General features: G+C 66.4%; 21 protein-coding genes and 1 pseudogene. 15 read left to right on the forward strand and 7 right to left on the reverse strand.

Annotation, left to right across the window (positions count from 1 at the left end; all coding sequences use genetic code 11):
* Position 1 precedes the first annotated feature (1 nt).
* The 3 genes and pseudogenes from HB681_RS16095 to HB681_RS38105 all read right to left on the reverse strand — a co-directional run bounded on the left by HB681_RS16095 (position 2) and on the right by HB681_RS38105 (position 1,919).
* Entirely contained in the window at positions 2 to 751 is a 750-nt protein-coding gene (locus tag HB681_RS16095; protein ID WP_213955855.1) for an electron transfer flavoprotein subunit beta/FixA family protein, read from the reverse strand.
* 260 nt (positions 752 to 1,011) lie between these two features.
* A pseudogene (locus tag HB681_RS16100) lies at positions 1,012 to 1,512 on the reverse strand (citrate/2-methylcitrate synthase); the annotation flags it as partial.
* 164 nt (positions 1,513 to 1,676) lie between these two features.
* Positions 1,677 to 1,919 (reverse strand): hypothetical protein, encoded by a 243-nt coding sequence (locus HB681_RS38105; RefSeq protein ID WP_256734963.1) that lies wholly within the window; start codon positions 1,917 to 1,919, stop codon positions 1,677 to 1,679.
* A gap of 55 nt (positions 1,920 to 1,974) precedes the next feature.
* Here HB681_RS38105 and HB681_RS38110 point away from each other — a divergent pair, with 55 nt between their 5' ends.
* Positions 1,975 to 2,355 (forward strand): LuxR C-terminal-related transcriptional regulator, encoded by a 381-nt coding sequence (locus tag HB681_RS38110; protein ID WP_256734974.1) that lies wholly within the window; start codon positions 1,975 to 1,977, stop codon positions 2,353 to 2,355.
* 116 nt (positions 2,356 to 2,471) lie between these two features.
* On the opposite strand, the gene HB681_RS16110 is transcribed toward HB681_RS38110, so the two are convergent.
* The 4 genes from HB681_RS16110 to HB681_RS16125 are packed head-to-tail and all read right to left on the reverse strand — an operon-like array spanning position 2,472 to position 6,334.
* Positions 2,472 to 3,275: an enoyl-CoA hydratase-related protein gene (locus tag HB681_RS16110; protein WP_213955857.1), complete on the reverse strand. Its 804-nt coding sequence runs from the start codon at positions 3,273 to 3,275 to the stop codon at positions 2,472 to 2,474.
* A 36-nt stretch (positions 3,276 to 3,311) separates the two neighbouring features.
* Positions 3,312 to 4,472 carry an acyl-CoA dehydrogenase family protein gene (locus HB681_RS16115; protein WP_213955858.1) on the reverse strand — a complete coding sequence of 387 codons (1,161 nt, stop codon included), beginning with the start codon at positions 4,470 to 4,472 and terminating at the stop codon, positions 3,312 to 3,314.
* A gap of 11 nt (positions 4,473 to 4,483) precedes the next feature.
* Positions 4,484 to 5,242 (reverse strand): SDR family NAD(P)-dependent oxidoreductase, encoded by a 759-nt coding sequence (locus HB681_RS16120; protein ID WP_256734964.1) that lies wholly within the window; start codon positions 5,240 to 5,242, stop codon positions 4,484 to 4,486.
* 21 nt (positions 5,243 to 5,263) lie between these two features.
* A complete protein-coding gene (locus HB681_RS16125; protein WP_213955860.1) occupies positions 5,264 to 6,334 on the reverse strand; it encodes a DUF1254 domain-containing protein in 1,071 nt (356 codons plus the stop codon).
* 329 nt (positions 6,335 to 6,663) lie between these two features.
* On the opposite strand from HB681_RS16125, the gene HB681_RS16130 reads away from it, so the two are divergent.
* The 14 genes from HB681_RS16130 to HB681_RS16195 all read left to right on the forward strand — a co-directional run bounded on the left by HB681_RS16130 (position 6,664) and on the right by HB681_RS16195 (position 21,922).
* Positions 6,664 to 7,899: an alpha/beta hydrolase gene (locus tag HB681_RS16130; protein WP_213955861.1), complete on the forward strand. Its 1,236-nt coding sequence runs from the start codon at positions 6,664 to 6,666 to the stop codon at positions 7,897 to 7,899.
* A gap of 89 nt (positions 7,900 to 7,988) precedes the next feature.
* Positions 7,989 to 8,759: an SDR family oxidoreductase gene (locus HB681_RS16135; protein ID WP_213955862.1), complete on the forward strand. Its 771-nt coding sequence runs from the start codon at positions 7,989 to 7,991 to the stop codon at positions 8,757 to 8,759.
* A gap of 35 nt (positions 8,760 to 8,794) precedes the next feature.
* Positions 8,795 to 9,241 carry a phasin family protein gene (locus tag HB681_RS16140; RefSeq protein ID WP_213955863.1) on the forward strand — a complete coding sequence of 149 codons (447 nt, stop codon included), beginning with the start codon at positions 8,795 to 8,797 and terminating at the stop codon, positions 9,239 to 9,241.
* Between the two features lie 2 nt (positions 9,242 to 9,243).
* The gene (locus tag HB681_RS16145) at positions 9,244 to 10,350 is read left to right on the forward strand and encodes an alpha/beta fold hydrolase (protein ID WP_213955864.1); all 1,107 of its coding nucleotides are present in this window, start codon (positions 9,244 to 9,246) and stop codon (positions 10,348 to 10,350) included.
* Positions 10,347 to 10,949: a GNAT family N-acetyltransferase gene (locus tag HB681_RS16150; protein WP_213955865.1), complete on the forward strand. Its 603-nt coding sequence runs from the start codon at positions 10,347 to 10,349 to the stop codon at positions 10,947 to 10,949. The genes HB681_RS16145 and HB681_RS16150 overlap by 4 nt, the downstream gene beginning before the upstream one ends.
* 135 nt (positions 10,950 to 11,084) lie before the next feature.
* A complete protein-coding gene (locus HB681_RS16155) occupies positions 11,085 to 12,188 on the forward strand; it encodes a CaiB/BaiF CoA-transferase family protein (RefSeq protein WP_213955866.1) in 1,104 nt (367 codons plus the stop codon).
* 64 nt (positions 12,189 to 12,252) lie between these two features.
* Positions 12,253 to 13,440, forward strand: a complete 1,188-nt coding sequence (locus HB681_RS16160; RefSeq protein WP_213955867.1) for a lipid-transfer protein — start codon at positions 12,253 to 12,255, stop codon at positions 13,438 to 13,440.
* Between the two features lie 32 nt (positions 13,441 to 13,472).
* Positions 13,473 to 13,916 (forward strand): MaoC family dehydratase N-terminal domain-containing protein, encoded by a 444-nt coding sequence (locus HB681_RS16165; RefSeq protein WP_213955868.1) that lies wholly within the window; start codon positions 13,473 to 13,475, stop codon positions 13,914 to 13,916.
* 15 nt (positions 13,917 to 13,931) lie between these two features.
* Positions 13,932 to 14,351 (forward strand): MaoC family dehydratase, encoded by a 420-nt coding sequence (locus HB681_RS16170; RefSeq protein WP_213955869.1) that lies wholly within the window; start codon positions 13,932 to 13,934, stop codon positions 14,349 to 14,351.
* Positions 14,352 to 14,395: 44 nt separating this feature from the next.
* A complete protein-coding gene (locus HB681_RS16175; RefSeq protein ID WP_213955870.1) occupies positions 14,396 to 15,223 on the forward strand; it encodes an SDR family NAD(P)-dependent oxidoreductase in 828 nt (275 codons plus the stop codon).
* A gap of 16 nt (positions 15,224 to 15,239) precedes the next feature.
* Positions 15,240 to 16,385, forward strand: coding sequence for an acyl-CoA dehydrogenase family protein (locus HB681_RS16180; protein ID WP_256734965.1), 1,146 nt, complete (start codon positions 15,240 to 15,242; stop codon positions 16,383 to 16,385).
* Between the two features lie 33 nt (positions 16,386 to 16,418).
* The gene (locus tag HB681_RS16185) at positions 16,419 to 17,969 is read left to right on the forward strand and encodes a long-chain fatty acid--CoA ligase (RefSeq protein ID WP_213955871.1); all 1,551 of its coding nucleotides are present in this window, start codon (positions 16,419 to 16,421) and stop codon (positions 17,967 to 17,969) included.
* Between the two features lie 77 nt (positions 17,970 to 18,046).
* Positions 18,047 to 20,752, forward strand: coding sequence for a LuxR C-terminal-related transcriptional regulator (locus HB681_RS16190; RefSeq protein WP_213955872.1), 2,706 nt, complete (start codon positions 18,047 to 18,049; stop codon positions 20,750 to 20,752).
* Positions 20,753 to 20,887: 135 nt separating this feature from the next.
* Positions 20,888 to 21,922, forward strand: a complete 1,035-nt coding sequence (locus tag HB681_RS16195) for a DUF1254 domain-containing protein (RefSeq protein ID WP_256734966.1) — start codon at positions 20,888 to 20,890, stop codon at positions 21,920 to 21,922.
* Positions 21,923 to 22,179: the final 257 nt, after the last annotated feature.

Raw genomic sequence — 22,179 nt, forward strand, 5'->3', positions numbered from 1 at the left:
CTCAGATCACTTTGGCTTCGTTCTTGAGCTTGTCCACCAGCGTGGCGACGTCGGGCACCTTGATGCCGGCACCGCGCTTGGGCGGCTCGCTGACCTTCAGGGTCTTCAGGCGCGGCTTGACATCGACGCCGAGGTCCTCGGGCTTGAAGGTGTCGAGCTGCTTCTTCTTGGCCTTCATGATGTTGGGCAGCGTCACGTAACGCGGCTCGTTCAGGCGCAGGTCGGTGGTGATGACTGCAGGCAGGCTTACCGAAATGGTTTCGAGGCCGCCGTCGACTTCACGCGTCACGTTGAGCTTGTCGCCGGCCAGTTCGACCTTCGATGCGAAGGTGGCTTGCGGCAGGTCTGCCAGTGCGGCCAGCATCTGGCCGGTCTGGTTGGCGTCGTCATCGATGGCTTGCTTGCCGAGGATGATGAGCGAGGGTTGCTCCTTCTCGACAAGCGCCTTCAGCAGCTTGGCCACGGCCAGGGGTTGCAGCTCTTCGGTGGTCTCGACCAGGATGCCGCGATCTGCACCGATGGCCATGGCGGTGCGCAGGGTTTCCTGGCACTTGGCGTCGCCGCAGGAGACGGCGATGACTTCCGTCACGACGCCCTTCTCCTTCAAGCGAACCGCTTCTTCGACGGCGATTTCATCGAATGGGTTCATGCTCATCTTCACGCTGGCGATATCGACGCCGGAACCATCCGACTTGACCTGCGCCTTGACGTTGGCGTCCACGACGCGCTTGACTGCGACCAATGCCTTCACTGGAGTGTCTCCATCAATTTGATGGAGGCAGTAGACCAGCAAGGGCTCGCGAAGCCACTACCCTTATTGGGTAGTTTCCGGCGAGTCCGTTGGCGAATCGCAGGGTCACTGATTGCGCGTGGGCGGATTCGTACCAGCCTGATCCCGGAGAACGAGGCCTGCGCAACAACGAGCGCGCGAACGCCGAGGTCCGCGCCGCCGACTTCGACCTGCTCTCACCGTTCATGCGTCATTCGAACCGGTTGTGGGCCCCGCGAATGTCAGAGCCCCTTCGCCTCTTCCTTCAGCACCACGTCCCAGATCTGGGGGCCGCTCGGCTTCATCGCCTCTTCCATGATGTGGCCGACCAGGCCGGCCGTGCGCCCCACCAGCGCCAGGCCGCGCGCGATGCGCGGGTCCAGCCCCAGGTCGGCGGCAATGGCGCCCATGGCGCCGGCGCCGTTGATCGACAGCTTGCGGCCGAACTCATTGGCCTGGATCGTCTCGATGGCGTCGAGCAGCCGCCAGCATGCGCCGTAGTAGCCGTTGTCTTTCGAGATGGCGCGCAGCGACGGCACGCGCGGATCGCCCTCCACGTGGATCGGATGGCCGACGCCCTGGATGCGCTTCTTCTCGCTTCGGTAGGTCTGCAGCAGCTCACGGGCGCGTGCGTCGAACAGGTCCTGCGGCGCATCGGCTGACATGCCCTTCATCCAGGTGACGAGCATTTCTGCCACGTTCTGCGTGGCACCCAGGTAACGGTCGCCAGCGCCGAGCAGGCCGGCGGCGACCGAGAAGGGCCGCTATCTCGATGCGCTGGCTGGAGGACTACGGCACCCAGCATCGCCTGGATCGGCCGCTGGGCTACGCGCTGGCGATGCGCCTGCGCTGGCAGTTGCGCCGCGGCGAGACCGTGCAGGCGCAGGGCACGCTGGAGCGCATCGTGCTACTGGGCGCGCGCCAGGCCGGCCGCACCTCGACCGCCGCGGCCGAGGTGCGCCGCATCGCTGAGCGGGCCCGCGCCGAGATGAGCCTGAACTGGAACGACTTCGACGCCGCCATCGCGCGGCTCGGGCCGGTGATGACCGAATGCGAGGCCTGCGGGCGCTACCGCACCGTGGCCCTCCTGCAGGCGCAGCTTGCCTGCGCCGAGGCCGGCCGCGGCAATGCCGAGACGGCCAGGCGCCATCTACTGGAAGCGCTGCGACTGGGCCACCGGCTGGGGCTTTCGCGCAGCCTGCTCGATGCCGACCGCCGCGTGCCCGAACAGATCGAGGCCCTGCTGCACGCCACCCCTGTCGACCCGGTGCTGGCCTTCTACGCCCGGCGCGTGCTGGCCGCAGCGACGCAGCGACAACCCGTGGCGGCGCCGCCGCCCGCATCCTCGACCGACGCGGCCATCGAGTCCTTCAGCGAGCGAGAGCGCGAGGTGCTCAACCTCGTCGCCCAGGCTGCCCAACAAGAAGATCGCCCGGGTGCTCGGCGTCACGCCGCACACCGTGAAATGGCACCTGCGGAAGATCTACGCCAAGCTTGGCGTGGCCGAGCGCGACGAGGCCGTGGCACGCCTGCGCGACCTCGAGCTGGGCAGGGATAACACCGCCATTCGCGGCGGCAACAACTAGCCATCCAAACCAGGCGGCGCTTTGCATTGTCGCGAAAGGGTGTTGGTGGCCCACCGCCCTTGCGACTTGCCACTGCTGTTGCGCATCGTCGCGCCAGCGACGCTCGAAACGGCGCGTCACATGCCGAACCAATGGCCTTCGCCGCTGCGCGGCATGAATCGCGCCGGGCGCTTTTCCTTGAAGGCTGCCAGAGCCTCCTTGGAATCCGGATGGCCGCTCATGCGGGAGGTCGCGCCCTGCTCGAATTCGTAGCCGGTGCGCAGGTCCATCGATTCGATACGGTCCAGCACCCGCTTGCTGACACGCACCGCCGTCGGGCTGTGCTGGGCGATCCGCCGCGCGAAGCGCATCGCCTCGTCCATGAGCTTGTCGCCCTCGCACACCACGATCGCCGCGCCTGCCGAGGCAAGGTCCTGTGCGCTCATCGGGTCCCCCGTGAAATACATGCGTCGCACCACCGGCTGCGGCGCCATCCGCGCCAGGTGTCGCGCACCGCCCATCACGCCGACGGTCAGCTCGGGCAAGCCCAGCCTGGCGTCCTTTGCCGCCACCACGAAGTCGCAGGATCCCGCGATGGCCAGCCCGGTGCCCATCGCGGCGCCGTGCACGGCGGCAATCACCGGAACCGCACACTCGGAGATGGCGAAGAAGGCCTCGCGTACGCGCCACATGCGCTCGACCGCGTTGTCCGGGGTCATGGTCGCGAATTCCTCGAGGTCGTTGCCACCGCAGAAATGCTTGCCCTGTCCGCTCAGGACGATGGCGCGTACGTCGTCGCCCAACTGGTCCACGTTGCCGAAGAGTTGCTTGAGCTCGATGTACATGTCGCGATGCACTGCATTGGCCGGGGGCCGCGCGAGCTGGACGTGATAGACCCCGTCGCCCTGGGGCTCGACGGTCAGGTACTTGAATTCAGGCATGGTTTTCCTTGCAGTTGATCGGGGAAAAGACGAGGCTCAGGCCCTCGCCAACGTTCCCTTGAAGATGTTGTTGCGTTGGACGGCCGAGGAGCCGCCGATGATCGGCATGAGCAAGGCGTCGCGCACATAGCGCTCGGCATCGAAGTCCTTGACGTAGCCATAGGCGCCGAAGATGGTCTGGCATTCGAGGGCGACGGCCTTGCAGACTTCCGTCGCGAACAGCTTGGCCATCGAGGTCTCGACCTGGCAAGGCTGGTGCTCGTTGGCCAGCCAGGCCGCGTGGTAGAGCACCAGCCGCGCCGCATGCAACTGGGTCTTCATGTCCGCGAGCTTGTGCTGGATCGACTGGTAGCTGGCGATGCGCTTGCCGAACTGCCGGCGCTCGAAGGCATAGGCCCAGGCGTCGTCGAGCGCAGCGCGTGCGATACCCACGCCGATGGCGGCCACTTCGAGCTTCTCGACGTCCAGGCCCGGGCCGACCAGCATCGGCCAGCCGTTGTTCCACCCGTCCTCGCCGCCGATGACGTTGGCAAAGGGCACTTCCACGTCGTCGAAGATGACGTCGGTGGTGGCCGCGCCCTTCATGCCCATCCCTTCGATGGGGGTGATGAGCACCCCCTTGGCGGTCGACGGAATCATGACCATCGAGAGGTTCTTGTGCCGGTCGCCTTCAGGGCCGCTGCGAACCAGCGCGTAGATGTAGTCGGAGATCGCGGCACCCGAGCAGAAGCGCTTGGCGCCGTTGATGCGCACCGTGTCGCCGATGCGCTCGGCGCGCGTCTTCACGCTGGCCAGGTCGGCGCCCGCATCGGGCTCGGTCAGGCCGTAGGCAAAGATCAGCGTGCCGTCGGCCACCTTGGGCAAGAGCGCCTGGCGCTGCTCCTCGGTCGCGCATTCCACAATGTTCATGCCGGCATAGCAGGCACCCATGATGTAGGGCACGGAAACGGCAAGGCTGCGGCGCGACAGTTCCTCGATGACCACCATGGTCGCGAGGATGTCGCGCCCGGCGCCGCCGTATTCCTCCGGCACCGTGAGGCCCAGCACGCCGAGGCCCGCCAGCTTGTCGAACACGTCCCGCGGGAAATGGTTGTTCTTGTCCCACTGCGCCGCGGCGGCGCGTGGCATCTCCTTGTCGACGAAGCGCTCCAGCGTGTCGCGCAGTTGCCGGATGTGGTCGGGCTCTGTGAAGTTCATCGTCTCGTCCTTCAGCGCGCGGTCAGGCCGCCGTCGACCGTGAAGCTCGCGCCCGTGACGTAGGAGGCGCCGCTGGAGCACAGCCACGCCACCATCTCTGCCACCTCGGCAGGTTGGGCCAATCGGCGCACTGCCGTGCCGTCGATGGCGGCCTGCACCGTCTTGTCGGTGAAGATGGTCTTCTCGCCGCGGATCATCGGCGTCTCGATGAAGCCGGGGCACACGGCATTGATGCGGATGCCATCGCGGCCGCACTCGAGCGCCGCCGACTTGGTCAGCCCGATGACGCCGTGCTTCGATGCGGAGTAAGCCGCCGTGCCCACGCCGCCCTTGGTGGCCATGATCGACGCGGTGTTGACGATGGCGCCGCCGCCCGAGCGCTTCATCGCCGGGATCTGGTGGCGCATGCAATAGAAGACGCCGCTGAGGTTGATGTCGATCACACGCTGCCATTCCACGGGCGTCTGGTCCGCCGTCATCGCGGGCGCGCCGAAGATGCCCGCGTTGTTGAAGGCGACATCCAGGCGTCCGTAGTGCTCGAGCGCGCGCGCCACCAGGGCCTCGCAATCGCCGTCCTGCGACACATCGGCGCGCATGGACACGGCCTGCCCTCCAGCGTCGATGACCAGTCGCGCCGTTTCGGCTGCGCCGACTTCGTTGATGTCGCTGGCGACCACCTGGTGGCCTTGCGCCGCCAGCAGCAGCGCGGTTGCGCGCCCGATGCCCGAGCCTGCGCCCGTGACGATGGCGACCTTGTTGTTCTCTTTCATGTTGACTTTCATTGGGTGAGTTCAGGGGGAGCCGAGGAGTTGCGGCTTGGGAAGGGTCCACGCACCGGTGATGGCCTCGGCGCGCGGGCGATACAGGCGCACGGTGTAGTTCCAGCCGTCGGTGGTCGGCAGGCAGTTGGGCGTGTCGTCCGCGCATCCGCCAAACTGGACGACCACACGGCCTTCGGGACTCTTCTTCGCGGTGATGTTGCTGATGGCGTAGGCGTTGCGCGCGTTGGGCTCGAAGTAGCCCTTGGCGTTGTAGACGCTGATCGACCAGAAGCCATCGGCGGGCACATCGCCGACATCGAGCCGGTAGACCGCCTTGCCGTCGTTGATGGGCGGCATGAAGTTCAGGTACAGGGCTTCCTGCTCGGGCAGGCCGCCCCACAGCGTGGCCGACCCGATCAGGTGGCGCACCGGGTCCAGCTGGGCGGCGCGACCGCCGAACATGCGGTGCGAGTCCGGGATCGCCGAGCCCAGCACCAGTAGCGCGTCGCGAATCCTCTTCTGGCTCTCGGCGTCCCAGGACACAGCGTCGTACGTGCCCGGCGCCTTCTGGGAGACCTGCACCGCATCCTGTAGCGCATTGCCCTTGCGGATGTCTTCCGCATCGTTCGCGTCGACCAGCACGCGAATGCCGACGATGGCGTAGCGCGTGCCGACCTGCTCGCGCGTGATGGTGTGGGTGCCCGGCGCGCGGAAGGTCGGCAGCGTGTAATGGTCCTGGCTCACGACCTGCATCGACATGTAGCGCCCGCCGGTATCCGGCAGCGTGACCGTCACCGGGCCCGCATCGAGGTCGAACACGCCTGCGCCGTACAGCGTGTCGCGGTTCATGCGGATCACGGTCTGACGGCTGATCGGTGCCAGCGCGCGGGTGAACTGCAGCTTGCCGAAGCCGTTCCGGCTGGCCACGCTGCCGAAGTAGCGATCGCTTTCTGCGCGGATGAAGTTGTCGACTGTCACGGGCACGGTCACGGGCACGGTCACGGGCACAGTCACGGGCTTGGGGCTTTCGTTGCTGACTTGCGCGTGCGCGGAGGCACCGAGCAAGGTCATGGTGGCGATGAATGCGGTCATGTTCTTCATGTGTGTTGTCTCCTGGATCGCGGCGGATCGTAGAGCGCGAAACGGCCTCGTGGCGCACCGGCAAATTGCAAATCACCCGTTCGGACGAGGGACTGAACCCCGTGGGCCAAACGGGACGAATCCGACGAATCACCCGTTAAGACGATGTCCCGGGGATCACCTGCGTCGAACAATTCCGACCTGACTGAACGCGACTGCCGCCTCTTGCGGCATTCGAACGGCACACGTCGCCCGCAGGTAGCCCCATGACTCCACAACATCCAGATCTACAACGACAACCGGCGCAAGCCACGGCCATCGAGAGCCCTCGAACTGCTTCCGATTCAGGCATGCCGCGCATGCTGCGTGCGAGCCGGCCGGACCGCGCGGCGCGGGCGCTGCTGCGACTCGTCAACCTGGCCCAGCGTGCCGCAAGCGCGGACGGCATGTCGTTGCGTCGGCAGCGCGAGGTGTGGCGCATCGTGGCGCTGGCCATGGGACGCAGGCCGCCGGTCTTGCACGTCATCGAACGCACGATCGATGGGCCGGGCGGCCCCATCGCGATGCGGATCTTCGTGCCGACGCGCGCTCAATCACCACGGCCTGCCTTCCTGTGGTGCCATGGTGGCGGCTTCATCGTCGGTGGCCTGGACACCGGCGATTCGATCTGCCGCCATGTCGCACTGGCCGCCGACTGCATCACGATCGCGGTGCGCTATCGCCTTGCGCCCGAGCACGATCTGCGCGCCTGCCGCGAGGACTTCCTGGCCGCCCTCGAATGGGTCGCGGGCAACGGCGCCGAGTTCGGCATCGACACGACGCGCCTTGCCATCGGCGGCGACTCGGCGGGTGGCAACATCTCCGCCGCGGTGGCGCAAGAGGCCTTGCGCCGTGGTGGCCCGGCCCTGCGCCTGCAGGTGCTGGCGTACCCGGCCACCGACCTGGTGAAGGAGTTCCCTTCGCTGGTGGAGAACGCGCACGGGTACTTCCTCACGCTCGATACGATCGAACAGATCAAGCGCCAGTTGGGCAACAGGATCGAAGTGGGCGACGATCCCTGGCTGTCTCCCAGCCACAGCCGCGACCTGCGCGGCTTGCCGCCGGCGCTCATCGTCAGCGCCGGCTTCGACCCGATCCGCGACGACGGGCTGGACTACGGCGAACGGCTTCGCGCCGCGGGCGTGCCCGTGGAACTGCTGCACTACGCGGGCCAGTTCCATGGTTTCCTGAACTTCGACGCGGTGATCGATGCGAGCCGCGACGCACTGCAGCGCATCGGCGACGCCCTCGCCGCAGCATTCCGTGACGACGGTGCGGTCGACCGCACCGTCGAGATCGCCGACGTGCCAGCGGCACAGCCATCCGCGCTCACAGGCACGGTGGGCGAAATGCTGAGCACGACGCGCTTCACATGGATCGCCCTCGAGCGCTACGCCGATACCTTCCTGGGCCTGCTGGCGCCACGCACAACCAGAGCGACGCGACACATGCTGCGGCCCCTGTTCGCGCCCGCTCGACTGGTGCGCCACTCGGTGGCCCGGCGCATCGATCGCCTCGCGGCGCAGCAGACGCACCCGCGACCCTGACGACGAAATCCTCACGCGACCCATCCGGGACGCGCCACACCAGCAACAGGCCTGCTGCAGAACGGCCATCAAAGAAAGAGAGACAAGATATGGATATGGGCGCAATGCTCAAGGGACAGCATGTCCTCGTCACCGGCGCGTCGTCCGGGCTCGGGCAGCACTTCGCCCGACTTGCCGCGCGCTGCGGCGCCAGCGTGGTCATCGCCGCACGTCGCAAGGATCGCCTCGACGCATTGGCTGCAGAGCTGGGCGCCCTGGGCGCAACGCAGGCGACGGCGATCGAGCTGGACGTCGCTTCGGAGGCCTCGGTGGCAAAAGCCTACGCAGAGATGGCCGAGGCAGGCGTGCTGCCGGATGTCGTCGTCAACAACGCCGGCATCGCGGCCCACACCGCGGCCATGAAGCAGTCGATGCAAGCGTTCGACGACACGATTGCGACCAACGTGCGCGGCGTCTGGATGGTCTCCACCGAAGCCGCGCGACGCTGGAAGGCTGCAGGTCGCGGCGGCGTCATCGTCAACATCGCGTCCGTCATGGGCCAGCGCGTGCTGCCAGGCACCGCTGCCTATGCGGCTTCGAAGGCGGCCGTCATCCACATGACGCGTGCGCTGTCGCTCGAATGGGCGCGCTTCGGCATTCGGGTGAACACGCTGGCGCCGGGCTACATCGACGCCGGCATCGCCGAAGGCGTGGGACAGACGCCCGAACAGATCGCATTCGTGCAGCGCATACCAATGCAGCGCCTGGGCCAGGCCGAAGACCTCGATGGTGCGCTCCTGCTACTGGCCACACCTGCGTCCTCGTGGATGACGGGTGGGCTGATCACCGTCGACGGCGGGCATCTCGCCGCTTCGCTCTGATCCACGACTCACTCCTCACAAGAAAGGTCACCGCCATGGTGAGTTCCAAGATTCCCGATCCCCTCGAAATGTGGCGCAGCGCGCTCACCCGGATGGAGGCGACCGTCAACGAGATGTTCGCCCGCCAGGTCTCCAGTTCACCGCAGATTGCCAAGGTGCTCGACCGCTCCACCAAGGTCACGCTCGGCCTCCAGCACGTGACCGACAAGGCGCTTGCGAGGGCACTCGCCCGGCTGGAACTGCCCAGTCGCAGCGAAGTGCAGGCGCTCGCCGCGGCCGTCCAGCGCGTCGAGGACAAGCTCGACCAGTTGATGCCTGCAACAGCCTCCCGCCCGGCGCGCCCGCCGCGTACGCGCCGCCCTGCGCCGGTTGCAGCCGTTGTGACCCTCGCGCTCGACGGAGGAAAGCCGGCGCAGGCGCCAAAGACCGCCAATGCCCCGGCGCGCCAACCGGCCGCAGAGCAGCCACGCAAGGGAGCCTGACGATGGCTGCCCAACAACAGCAACAACAACAACGCCAGGCCAAGCCTGCCGATCCGGCGCCGGGCCAGCGCCTGCGCACCGAAGTCGATCGCATGATCCAGCGCAGCCTCAAGGGCCTCGCCTTCCTGGGCTCGCCCTCGCCAGCGGTCGGCGTGAGCCCGCGCACGCTGCTGCATCGCCGCGGCACGCTCAGCCTCTACCACTACCACGCCACCAGCGCCGAGACCTACCGCGTCCCGCTGCTGCTGGTGATGGCCACGAGCAACAAGGCTGCCGTCTTCGACCTGGCCAAGGGCCAGAGCCTGATCCAGTACATGCTGGCGCGCGGCTACGACATCTATGTGATGGACTGGAACGCGCCCACGCGCGAGGAAAGCCACCTGCGCATCGAGGACTACGTGCTGGACTTCATCCCGGACTGCATCCGTCGCGTGCAGCAGGACTGCGGCGAGGACGACGTGACGGTGATCGGCTACTGCATGGGTGGCGTGCTGTCGACGATCTACGCGGCGTTGCATCCGGACGGGCCGCTGAAGAACCTGGTGCTCTTCACCACGCCCACCGACTGGCGCAATACCCAGATGTCGATGTCGATGACCGACAAGAGCCACTTCGACGTGGACCGCCTGGTCAACTCGCTCGGCCTGATTCCGCCCGAAGCCATCATCACCGCCATGGACCTGCAACGCCCCGCCAGCCGGGTCGTCGGCCAAATCCGGCTGTGGGACAACATGTGGAACGACGACTACGTCAAGGGCTACCGCATGATGGACCGCTGGGGCGCGGACACCTTGCCCATGGCAGGCGAGTACTTCCGCCAGCTCATCAAGGAGTTTGTGTGGAAGAACGGCCTGCACGAAGGCACCCTGCGCATCGGCGGCCGGCCGGTACTACTGAAGAACATCAAGGTGCCGCTGCTGCACATCATCGCGCAGCACGATCACCTGGTGCCCCCCGCCTGCGCACAGCCACTGGCGGCCGCCGTGAGCTCGCAAGACAAGCAGGAAGTCATCCTTCCCGGCGGCCACGTCAGCCTGGTCGCCGGTCCGAATGCCGTCAAGCGGATGTGGCCCGCACTCGATCAATGGTTGGGAGAAAGATCCGTATGAACGACCCCATTTTTTCGCGGCCTTATCCGCGCTCCCTGTCCCTCGGAAAAGCCAGCGTCGACATCCGCCCGATGACGGCGACCAACGCCGGCGCATTCGGCCTGTTCATCCAGAACATGCCCGAGCACGACTTGCTGTTCGTGCGCCGCGACATCCGGCACCCCAAGGTGATCGCCGCATGGATGGACGCACTGGAACACAAGCGCTTCGTCAGCCTGGCCGCGTGGGAAGACGGCGAAATGGTTGGCTGCGGCGCCATCGTGACGGACCCACTGTCATGGTCCCCGCAAGTCGGCGAGCTGCGTGTCCTCATCGCGCCGCACTGGCGTGGCCGCGGGCTGGGCCGGGCATTGATCCAGGAATGCTTTGCCATCGCGCTGGGCTTCGGCCTGGAGAAGCTCACGGTGCAGATGACGGTCGACCAGGTCGCAGCGATCGCCTTGTTCGAGGAACTGGGCTTTAGCGCCGAGGCCGTGCTGCGCAACCACGTCAAGGACCGGGAAGGCAATGTGCACGACATGGCGCTGCTCAGTCACGACGTGGCCGAAGTGCAGGCGCGCATGCAGACGTACGGAATCCAGCAGGCGCTGGAGCGCTGAGTCACTGCAAATCACCCGTTCGGACGATGGGCTCCGCAGCCCATGCGCCGAACAATCGAAACATCGATCGGAGGCCGAATTCCTGCCCCCGCAACGCGGCCCCCGGGGCCGTTCAAACCTGGAAGTCAAAGCGAAATGAGTGGTCCTTTGGAAGGCATCAAGGTGGTCGAGATGGCAGGCATCGGCCCTGGCCCCTTCTGCGCCATGATGCTGGCCGACATGGGCGCCGACGTGGTGCGCGTGACCCGTCCCGGCGATGCACCCTTCGGTCCCGCCAACTGCGACGTCAACAGCCGCGGCAAGCGCACGCTGGTGGTCGACCTCAAGTCGAGCGAAGGCGTCGCGCAGGTGCTCGCACTGATCGAGAACGCCGACGTGCTGGTCGAGGGCTTTCGCCCGGGCGTCATGGAGCGGCTGGGCCTGGGCCCGGAGGTCTGCCTGCAGCGCAACCCGCGCCTGGTCTTCGGCCGCATGACGGGCTGGGGCCAGTTCGGCCCGCTGTCGCACGCAGCTGGCCATGACCTCAACTACATCGCGCTCAGCGGCATGCTGGGCGCCATGGGCCGGCATGGCGAACCGCCGGCCCCACCGCTCAACCTGGTGGGCGACTACGGTGGTGGCGCGATGATGCTGGCCTTCGGCATCGCCTGCGCGCTGGTCGAGGCCAGCGCCAGCGGCCAGGGCCAGGTGATCGATGCGGCCATGACCGACGGCACCGCGCTGCTGGGCTCGCTGTTCTACGGCATGAAGGGCCACGGCGCCTGGAGTGCGCGGCGCGGCAGCAATTTCCTCGACGGCTCGGCACACTTCTACGACACCTACGAATGCGCCGACGGCAAGTACGTGGCCATCGGTTCGATCGAACCCCAGTTCTACGCGCAGCTGCTCGAGGCGCTGGGCCTTGCGGACGACCCCGCCTTTGCGCGCCAGCAGGACAAGCGCCAGTGGCCGGAGCTGAAGCGGCGTGTCGCGGCGGTGATCGCCACGCGCACACGCGCCGATTGGGTCGCGCGCATGGAAGGCACCGACATCTGCTTTGCGCCCGTGCTCGACATGGACGAAGCGCCCCTGCACCCGCACAACGTGGCGCGCCGCACCTTCATCGAGATCGATGGCGTGACGCAGCCCGCGCCCGCGCCGCGCTTCAGCCGCACGGTGCCCGAAGTGCGCCACGCACCGGGACAGCCACACATCGATCTCGCCGAACTTCTTTCCCAATGGCAACCCGAGGCGAGCTGAACGAACGCACCGGGCCCACCGGGTCCATTCATTTCAAGTCCACAGACACAACCAGGAGAACCACATGACGCAACCAGTCGTCGTCGTCGGGGTCGGCATGATCCCCTTCAAGAAACCGGGCGCGAGCGCCAGCTACATCGACATGGGAGCCGACGCCACGCGCCAGGCCCTGGCCGATGCCGGCATCGGCTACGAGCTGATCCAGCAAGCCTACGTCGGCTATGTCTATGGCGACTCGACCAGCGGCCAGTCGGCGCTGTACGACGTCGGTCTGTCGGGCATTCCGGTGGTCAACGTGAACAACAATTGCTCCACCGGCTCGTCCGCGCTCTTCCTGGCGCGCCAGGCGGTCGAGAGCGGCATGGTCGATTGCGCGCTGGCGCTGGGCTTCGAGCAGATGCAGCCCGGCGCGCTGGGCTCGGTGTGGAACGACCGCCCGGCCGCGATGGGCAAGAGCATCGCCGTGACCGAAGCGCTGGCCGGCGACGTGGCCGGCATGCCGGTCGCGTTGCAGATGTTCGGCGGCGCAGGCCGCGAGCACATGCAGAAGTACGGCACCAAGATGGAGACCTTCGCGGCCATCCGCGCCAAGGCCAGCCGTCACGCTGCCAACAACCCGCTGGCACTGTTCCGCAAGGTCGTCTCGGTCGATGACGTGATGAACGACGTGCAGGTGTGGCCCGGCGTGATGACGCGCCTCATGGCCTGCCCACCCACCTGCGGCGCAGCAGCCGCCGTGGTCGTGTCCGAGCGCTTCGCGAAGAAGCACGGCCTGCGCACCGATGTCGTGATCCTCGCGCAGTCGATGACCACCGATTTCCCGAGCTCCTTCGAGCCCCAATCGATGATCAAGATGGTCGGCGCCGACATGACCCGCGCCGCCGCGCAGCAGGTCTACGAGAAGGCCGGTGTCGCGCCCGAGGACATCAAGGTCGCCGAGCTGCACGACTGCTTCGCCCACAACGAACTGCTCACCTACGAAGCCCTTGGCTTCTGCCCCGAAGGCGGTGCCGAGCAATTCATCAATGACGGCGACAACACCTACGGCGGCCAGGTCGTCACCAACCCCTCGGGCGGCCTGCTGTCCAAGGGCCATCCGCTGGGCGCCACCGGCCTGGCCCAGTGCTACGAGCTCACGCATCAGTTGCGTGGCACAGCAGACCAACGCCAGGTCGCGAACGCGAACCTCGCACTGGCGCACAACCTCGGCCTCGGCGGCGCCTGCGTGGTGACCCTGTACGGCCGCGCCTGATCCTTTTCCCCGATATCCAAGGAGACATCCCCATGACAGACAAGAACCTGATCGGCCAGTCGCTCGGCGGCGGCAGTGTCGAGGTCGAGAAAGGCCGCCTGCGCTTCTTCGCCAAGGCCACGGGCCAGCGCAATTCGGTGTACAGCGACGAATCCGCTGCACGCGATGCCGGCCATCCGACCTTGCCGGTGCCGCCCACCTTCCTGATGTGCCTCAACAGCGAAGTGCAGGACCTGGAATACACGTTGCGCACGCTGAAGATGGACCTCGGACGCATCCTGCACGCCGAGCAAGCCTTCGAGTACCACCGCATGGCCTACGCCGGCGACACGCTGAGCTTCGAGACCAAGGTCGCGGACGTCTACGACAAGAAGGGCGGCGCCCTGAGCTTCGTCGTCAACGAGACCCGCGTGACCAACCAGAAGGGCGAACACGTGGCCGACCTGCGCGGCACGATCGTCCAGCGCAACGGCTGAACCAGAGGAGACATCATGCAATCCCCCCGCTATCAAGACCTCAACGTCGGCGACGCGCTGCCGCCGCTCACGCTGCCCGCCATCAACCGCACCACCCTCGCGCTGTATGCCGGTGCATCGGGTGACCACAACCCGATCCACATCGACATCGACTTCGCCCGCAAGTCGCGCATGCCCGACGTGTTCGCGCACGGCATGCTGTCGGCGGCCTACGTGGCCAACCTGCTGACGGACTGGGTGCCGCAAGAACAGGTGCGCAACTTGTCGATGCGCTTCTCGGGCATCACGCACCTGGGCAACCAGCCGACGCTGACCGGCCGCGTGGCCGAGAAGTTCGAGGCGAACGGCGAGCAGCGCGTGCGCGTCGAGATGCTGTGCGCCAGCCAGTACGGCGAACCCAAGATCGTCGCCGAAGCCGTGGTCGCGCTGAGCTGACCACACAACCAACCCCCTATCACCCAAGACATCGAGAAATACACATGAGCAAGCTCACCGGAAAAACCGCACTCATCACCGGCTCTGGCCGTGGCATCGGCCGCGCACTGGCCCTCAAGCTCGCCAGCGAAGGCGCGCGCCTCGTCATCAACGATCTGGACGCAGAGCCAGCAAACGAAGTGGTCGAGACCATTCGTGGCATGGGCGGCGAGGCTGTCGCCTGCGTCGGCAGCGTCACCGCGCCCGACTTTGCCGATCGCTTCATCAAGACCGCGGTGGACAACTACAAGGGCATCGACATCATCGTCAACAACGCGGGCTACACCTGGGACAACGTGATCCAGAAGATGACGGACGAGCAGTGGTACGCGATCATGGATTGCCACCTGACTGCGCCATTCCGCATCCTGCGCGCGGCCTATCCGGTCATCAGCGCAGCAGCCAAGGCCGAGAAGGCCGAAGGCCGCGAAGTGTTCCGCAAGATCGTGAACGTATCGTCGGTCGCTGCTGGCGGCAACCCGGGCCAGAGCAACTATTCGTCGGCCAAGTCCGGCATCCTGGGCCTGACCAAGACGCTGTCCAAGGAATGGGGCCGCCTCAAGGTGAATGTCAATGCAGTGGCCTTCGGCTTCATCATGACGCGCCTGACCGAAGCCTCGGCCGACGGCAATGCCTCGGTCAAGATCGAAGGCCGCGACATCAAGGTCGGCGTGAACCCGCAGCTGCTCGAAGCCGCCAAGCAAGGCATCCCGGCTGGTCGTCCTGGCACGCCGGACGAAGCAGCAGGCTCCATCTACCTGTTCTGCCAGCCCGAATCCGACTACGTGTCGGGCCAGGTGCTGATCTGCGGCGGCGGCCTCGGCAACATCTGACGCGGAGCGCTTCGACATGCTCGACAAGATTCGATCCCCGTGGATGGACGAAGACCTCGAAGCCTTCGCCGACACGGTGCGGCGCTTCTGCAAGGAATTCGTCGAACCCCATGACCTGCAATGGCGCGAGGACCACCAGAGTGGCCGCGAGGTCTGGCGCAAGGCCGGCGAGCTCGGCCTGATCCTGCCGGACGTGCCGGAGGAATACGGCGGCTCGGGCGGCACGCCCGCGCATGCTGCGGTGGTGGTGCGTGAACTGGGCTATGCCGGCAACACCGGCTTCGGCCAGGGCATCAGCCACATCGTCGGCCACTACCTCATGGCCTACGGCACCGAGGCGCAGAAGCTGAGCTGGCTGCCGCGCATCGCTTCCGGCGAAGTCATCACGGCGATCGCGATGACCGAACCCGGCACCGGTTCGGACCTTCAAGGCGTGCGCACCAAGGCAGAGAAGCGGGGCGACGGCTACGTGATCAACGGCGCCAAGACTTTCATCACCAACGGCCAGCTGTGCGACGTGGTGATCGTGGTCGCGAAAACCGACACCACGCAGGGCGCCAAGGGCATCTCGCTCTTCATCGTCGACGTCAACAACCCGGGTTTCCGCCGCGGCAAGGTGCTCGACAAGATCGGACAGGACGGCGGCGACACCTCCGAGATGTTCTTCGACGATTGCGTGGTGTCGGCCGACTGCCTGCTGGGCGGTCAGGAAGGCCAGGGCTTCTTCCAGCTCATGGGGCAACTGCCCTACGAGCGTGCACAGATCGCCGTCAGCGCCGCGGCCGCCATGGAGCGCGCCTTCGTGCTCACGCTGGACTACGCGCGCGAGCGCCGCGCCTTCGGCAAGCCGATCCTGGAGTTCCAGAACACCCGCTTCGTGCTCGCGGAAGTGAAGGCCACCGCGCTCGCATCGCGCGCCTTCGTCGACCACATCGTGCAGGAGTGGATCGAAGGTCGCCTCGACGCATCGCTGGCGTCGATGGGCAAGTTCTGGCTCACCGAGCGCCAGGGCGAAGTGATCGACAAGTGCCTGCAACTGTTCGGCGGCTACGGCTACATGCTGGAGTACCCCATCGCCCGCATGTACGCCGACGCGCGCGTGCAGCGCATCTACGGCGGCACCAACGAGATCCAGCGCGAGCTGGTCGGACGCTCGCTCTAAGCAACCCGACACACCCAAAAAAGGAGACAAGACATGTACCTCACCCAAGGCCTGCACAAGTCGATGCATGTGCGCCCCGACGCCACCGCGGTTCGCTTCATGGACAAGGAGCTGACATACGCCCAACTCGGCGACCGCGTCGCGCGGCTGGCCGGCGCGCTGCGCAAGCTCGGCATCAACGATGGCGATCGCGTCGCGATGTATTCGCTCAACTCGCTGCGCTACATCGAGTACGACCTCGCCGTGCCGTGGGCCGGCGGCGTGCTCAACCCGGTCAACATCCGCTGGAGCCCCGCCGAGATCCTGTACTCGCTGGACGACTCGGGCACCACAGTGATGATCGTCGACGACACCTTCAAGGCGGCTGCCGCTGGCATGGTCAAGCAATCGAAGACCGTGCGCCACCTGGTCTACGCCGGTGACGGCGAGACGCCCGAAGGCATGCTCGACTACGAGACGCTGATCGCGCAAAGCGAGCCGATCGAAGACGCATGGCGCCATGGTGGCGACCTTGCCGGCATCTTCTACACCGGCGGCACGACGGGCTTTCCCAAGGGCGTGATGCTGAGCCACGACAACCTCGGCGTCTCGGCGGTGAACGCACTCATCATCGGTTCGTGCATCGAGAAGGTTCGCTACCTGCATGCCATGCCGATGTTCCACCTGGCCGACTTTGCGCCGACCGTCTCGCTGTTCATGAGCGGCGGCACGCACATCGTGATTCCGATGTTCGAGCCGAAGCTGATGCTGGAAACCATCTCCCGCGAGCGCGTGACCGAAACGCTGATGGCGCCGACCCTGATCCAGATGACGCTGGACTGGCTCGACCAGCATCCGGCCGAGGCGGCCGAGCTCGACCTGTCCTCGCTGAACCGCCTGACCTACGGCGCGTCGCCGATCTCGCAGACCCTGCTGGAGCGCGCCCGCGCCGCCTTCCCCAACGTCGCCTTCTACCAGGGCTACGGCATGACGGAACTGGCGCCCGTCGGCGCGCTGCTCTTCCCCGAGCACCATCATGGCCACCTGCTGCGCGCGGCCGGGCGCGCGGCCACCACCGTCGAGATGAAGATCGTCGACCCGCAAGGCGTCGAAGTGCCGCGTGGCACCGCTGGCGAGATCGTCGCGCGCGGGCCCAACGTCATGCTCGGCTACTGGAACAAGCCCGAGGAAACCGCCAAGGCCCTGCGCAACGGCTGGATGCACACGGGCGACGGCGGGCACATGGACGACGAGGGCTTCGTCTACATTGGCGACCGGATCAAGGACATGATCATCACCGGCGGCGAGAACGTCTATTCGACCGAGGTCGAGAACGCAGTGGCCGCCCATCCGGGCGTGGCCCAGTGCGCGGTGATCGGCATTCCCAGCGAGCGCTGGGGCGAGTCGGTGCACGCGGTGGTCGTGCTCAAGGAGGGCGCAACGCTTCCGCTCGACGACTTGCGCACGCATTGCCGCGAACGCATCGCGACCTACAAGGTGCCGCGCAGCATGGAGGTCCGGACGAGCCTGCCGGTTTCCGGCGTCGGCAAGGTGCTCAAGACCGATCTTCGCAAGAGCGCGAGCCCGTCGGAGCGCGTGGACTGAGACCGCCGGCACGGGCTGGCGGAGTCGGCGTAAGCTCCGGCGTGCCTCCGAGCCGATGCCGACCACGACCCAGTTCGATGCCATCCACGCCCAACGCAGTGCTGCCGGCCAAGCTGAGTGCCCCGGCCCTCTCCCCTGCCCAGCTCGAGCGGCTGGAGGTGGCCGATCGCATCGGCAGCGCCGGGCCGGTGCGGCTGATCGTGCTTCGGGCGCCGGCCGGCTTCGGCAAGACGACGGCGATGCTGCAGCACGCCGCACGCTGCGCAGCGGCTGGCATGACCACGGCGTGGCTCAATCTCGATGAATCCGACAACGACCTGACGCGCTTCCTGCTGCACTTCGAGGCGGCGATCACCAGCGCAGGGGCCATCGCGGCCGCCGACGCGCACGACGCGAGCGTGTTCGGCATGCTCGCGCGCGTCGGTGGTTCGCGGCGCGAGTTCACGCTCTTCCTGGACGACTTCGAGGTGATCCAGAGTTCGACCGTGCTCGACCTGCTGCGACAGGTGCTCGACAACATGCCCCCGCAATGGCGCATCGTGATCGGCTCGCGCACCGTGCCTTCGCTGGGACTGGGCAGGCTGCGCGCCCACGGCCGCGTGCTCGAGATCGGCCTGGAGCAGTTGCGCTTCACCCGCGCAGAGGCGCACGACTTCCTCTGCACCCAGCGCGGGCTCGTGCTGAGCGACGCCTTGGTGGATCGGCTGTACCAGGCGACCGAAGGCTGGATCACCGCCTTGTGGCTCGCCTCGGTCGCGCTGCAGGACCACGACGATCCGGAGGCTTTCCTGCAAGCCTTCTCGGGGAACCACGCCGCCATCACCGAGTACCTGGCCGAGGACGTGCTGGCCCGGCAGGCGGAACCCGTGCGCGACTTCCTGCTGCGCACGAGCGTTCTCACCTACCTGAGCGCGCCCCTGTGCGACGCCGTGCTCGAACGCGACGACAGCCACGCGATGCTGGCGCAACTGGAGCGCTCCAACCTGTTCCTGATGCCTGCCGATGCGCAGCGCGAGACCTTTCGATTCCATGCCTTGTTCGCCGAGTTCCTGCGCACGCAGCTGGCGCAGCGCGATCCGGAGGCTGCGTCCGCCTTGCACCTGCGCGCAGCGCGCTACTTCGAAGCGCAGGGGCGTGCAGTGCCGGCCATCGCCCACGCCTTGCGTGCACGCGATCACGCCGTTGCCGTGCAATTGCTGAAGGTGCACGGCCCGATGCTGCTGCACAAGGCCCGCTTCCGCCTCCTGTCGCGGTGGCTGGGCGGCCTTCCCGCGACGGAGCTGCAGGCGCAGCCCGGGCTCCTGGTGGTCTACGCCTGGGCACTGGCCTTCACGCATCGCCACCACGAGGCACTGGCACTGTTGCAGGACCCGCGCAACTGGACGCCGCCCGCCGACAAGGAAGAGGCCGAGAGCCTGCAAGCCCATCTGCTGGCCTTGCGCCCCATGGTGCTGACCATGATGGACAACAGCGAAGGCGTGCCGCTGGCCATCCACAACCATGCCTTGATCGACCCGCGCCACGATTTTCCCTATGGCGCCCTCACCAACACCCTGGCGATGCTCTTCGCGGCGCTCAACCGCGTCGACGAGGCCCGGGTCCTGCTGGAACAGGCGCGCCGCGCGCACCACCGGATCGACAGCACCTTCAGCCTGGTCGTGAGCGAATGCATCGAAGGCACCATCCGCTGGCGCCAAGGGCACCTGCAGGATGCTCTGGCGCGCTTTCGCATCGCGATGAACAACATGACGCTGGAGGCGTCTGGCCGTGTCGACGGCAACCCCAATGCGGCCGTGTATCTTGCCGCCGCCCTGTACGAGGCCGGGCAGCTCGAAGAGGCCGAGCGGGCGCTGGTCTCGTCGCTGCCCTTGCTGCGCGAGGTGGGCCAACTCGCCCATATCGTCGTCGGCTACATCACGCTGTCGCGCATTGCATGGCATCGCGGCGAGGCCGAGCGCGCCTTCGGCATCCTCGGCGAACTCGAATACCTGGGCCATCAGGACCAGGCGCCTCGCCTCGCTTCCAGCGCCGAACTGGAGCGCTCGCGCCTTTCCCTGCTGCGCGGCGATGTGAAGGGCGCCACCCACTACCTGGGGCGTGCGCAAGACCCGAAGCTGCTGCCTCCACACCCGGAAGATCTGGTGCCGCTGCATGACGTGGAGTCGCCCGCGCTGGCAGGGCAGCGCCTGCGCTTGCGCAGCGGCAAGGCGGTCGATGCGATCGGCGAGTTGGCGAAAGCGATCACGAGCGCGCGCGGCGAGGCCAACCACCGCCTCGCATTGGTGCTGGAACTGCTTCATGCCGAAGCCTTGCAGCGCGCCGGCCAGTCGGTCGAGGCCCGTGCCGCGATCTCGCGAACGCTGGAGGCCGTCGCGGTAGAGGGGATCGTTCAGCCTTTCGCCGACGAAGGCCCGGTGGTGGCCGGGCTGGCGCAATGGTGGTGCCGCACATTCGCGAGCAAGAAGCTGCCGGCGGGAGTCGCCGCCAACTTCGTCGAACGCCTCGAGCGGGCGTGTGCCGGCGTGACGGCGGATGACGAGGAAGACGACAGCGTCTTCGCGGCCCCAGCTGCGGAAGGGGCGAGCTTCGACGCGCTCACCTTCCGCGAGATCCACGTTCTCAAGCTGCTCTCTCGCGGCCAGGCCAACAGCGCGATCGCCGAGGCGCTGTTCGTGTCCGAGAACACCGTGCGCACCCACCTGCGCAACATCTTCTCCAAGCTGGGCGCGCACAATCGCACCGAGGCGGCGAGCATCGCACGCAAGCACAAGCTCCTCGAGTGACTGCCTGGACGCTTCCGGCCCGGTCGCGGAGCTTCGTTTCCTGTCCCGAATCTTTCAATCGATTGGGGTCATCAGGAATGCCAGTGATCTTCGACGGACTCTGGTGGGCCGACCTCACAACTCAAGGAGCTGACTTTGAAAGCATACGCATCGACCCTCATGGCCGCACTTGCCATCGGTGGGGGCTGGTCACATGCGCAGACACCCGCGCGTGATGCCTTGGTGCCCGTGACCGTCGACAACTTCATCCGTGCCGAGTCAGACCTTTACCTCAGCGCCGTCGCGCTGAAAGAGGGCGGCTTCGGCAAGTTCGAGCACCATCGCGAGTTGTCTCCGATCGATAGCCAGACCATCATTCGCCAGAACCGCGACGCCCTGTATTCGGCAGCCGTGTTCGACCTCGATGCAGGCCCGGTCACGATCACGCTGCCCGACGCCGGCCGGCGCTTCATGTCGCTGCAGGCGATCAGCGAGGACCAGTACTCGCAGCCCGCCATCTACAAGCCCGGCAGGCACACACTGACACGAAAGCAGATCGGAACGCGCTATGTGATCGTGGGCGTGCGCACCTTGGTCGATCCTTCCGTGCCCGGCGACCTCGAGAAGGTCCACGCACTCCAGGACGCCTTGAAGGTCGAGCAGCAATCCGTCGGCAAATTCGAAGTCCCGAAGTTCGATCCCGTCAGCCAGAAGAAGGTGCGCGATGCGCTCATCGTGCTGGGGACGACGATGACGGACACCAGCCATGCCTTCGGACTGAAGGGCGAAGTAGACCCGGTGCAGCGCCTGATCGCGGCTGCGACCACCTGGGGTGGCAATCCCCGCAAGGATGCGATCTACCTCAATTTCACGCCGCAGCAGAACGACGGCACGACCGTCCACAAGCTGAACCTCAAGAACGTGCCGGTCGATGGCTTCTGGTCCATCAGCCTTTACAACGCCGAGGGCTACTTCCAGAAGAACGACCTGAACGCCTACTCGCTGAACAACCTCACATCCAAACTAAACACCGACGGTTCGGTCACCATCCAGTTCGGGGGTTGCGACGGCAAGGTGCCCAACTGCCTGCCGATCATGAAGGGCTGGAACTACACCGCGCGGCTGTATCGACCGCGCGCGGAGCTGTTGAACGGCAAGTGGGTGTTTCCGCAACCTGAACAGGTGAACTGATCACCGTGACTTCATTTGGTGTTGGCGAGATCTTCCCTGGGCATTGGAGGACCGCATGCCGCAAGCAGTGCAGCCAATAGGGTGCTCGACGCGAATCTGGTTGGACCTGCGTTCATTTCGATGGCTCCTTGCCATCGCCCGGGGGTTCCAGGCGCCGCATGAGGCTATCGGAGCAAACGGAGGTGCGCGTCCCCCGCTTGGTAGTTGACGCCAGTACCTGGAACTTTGAGTGCGTTCTGGTTCTGAGCCCCCCGGGC

Origin of the sequence: Variovorax sp. dw_954 (assembly GCF_018449755.1) — a bacterium.
Lineage (GTDB): Bacteria > Pseudomonadota > Gammaproteobacteria > Burkholderiales > Burkholderiaceae_C > Variovorax.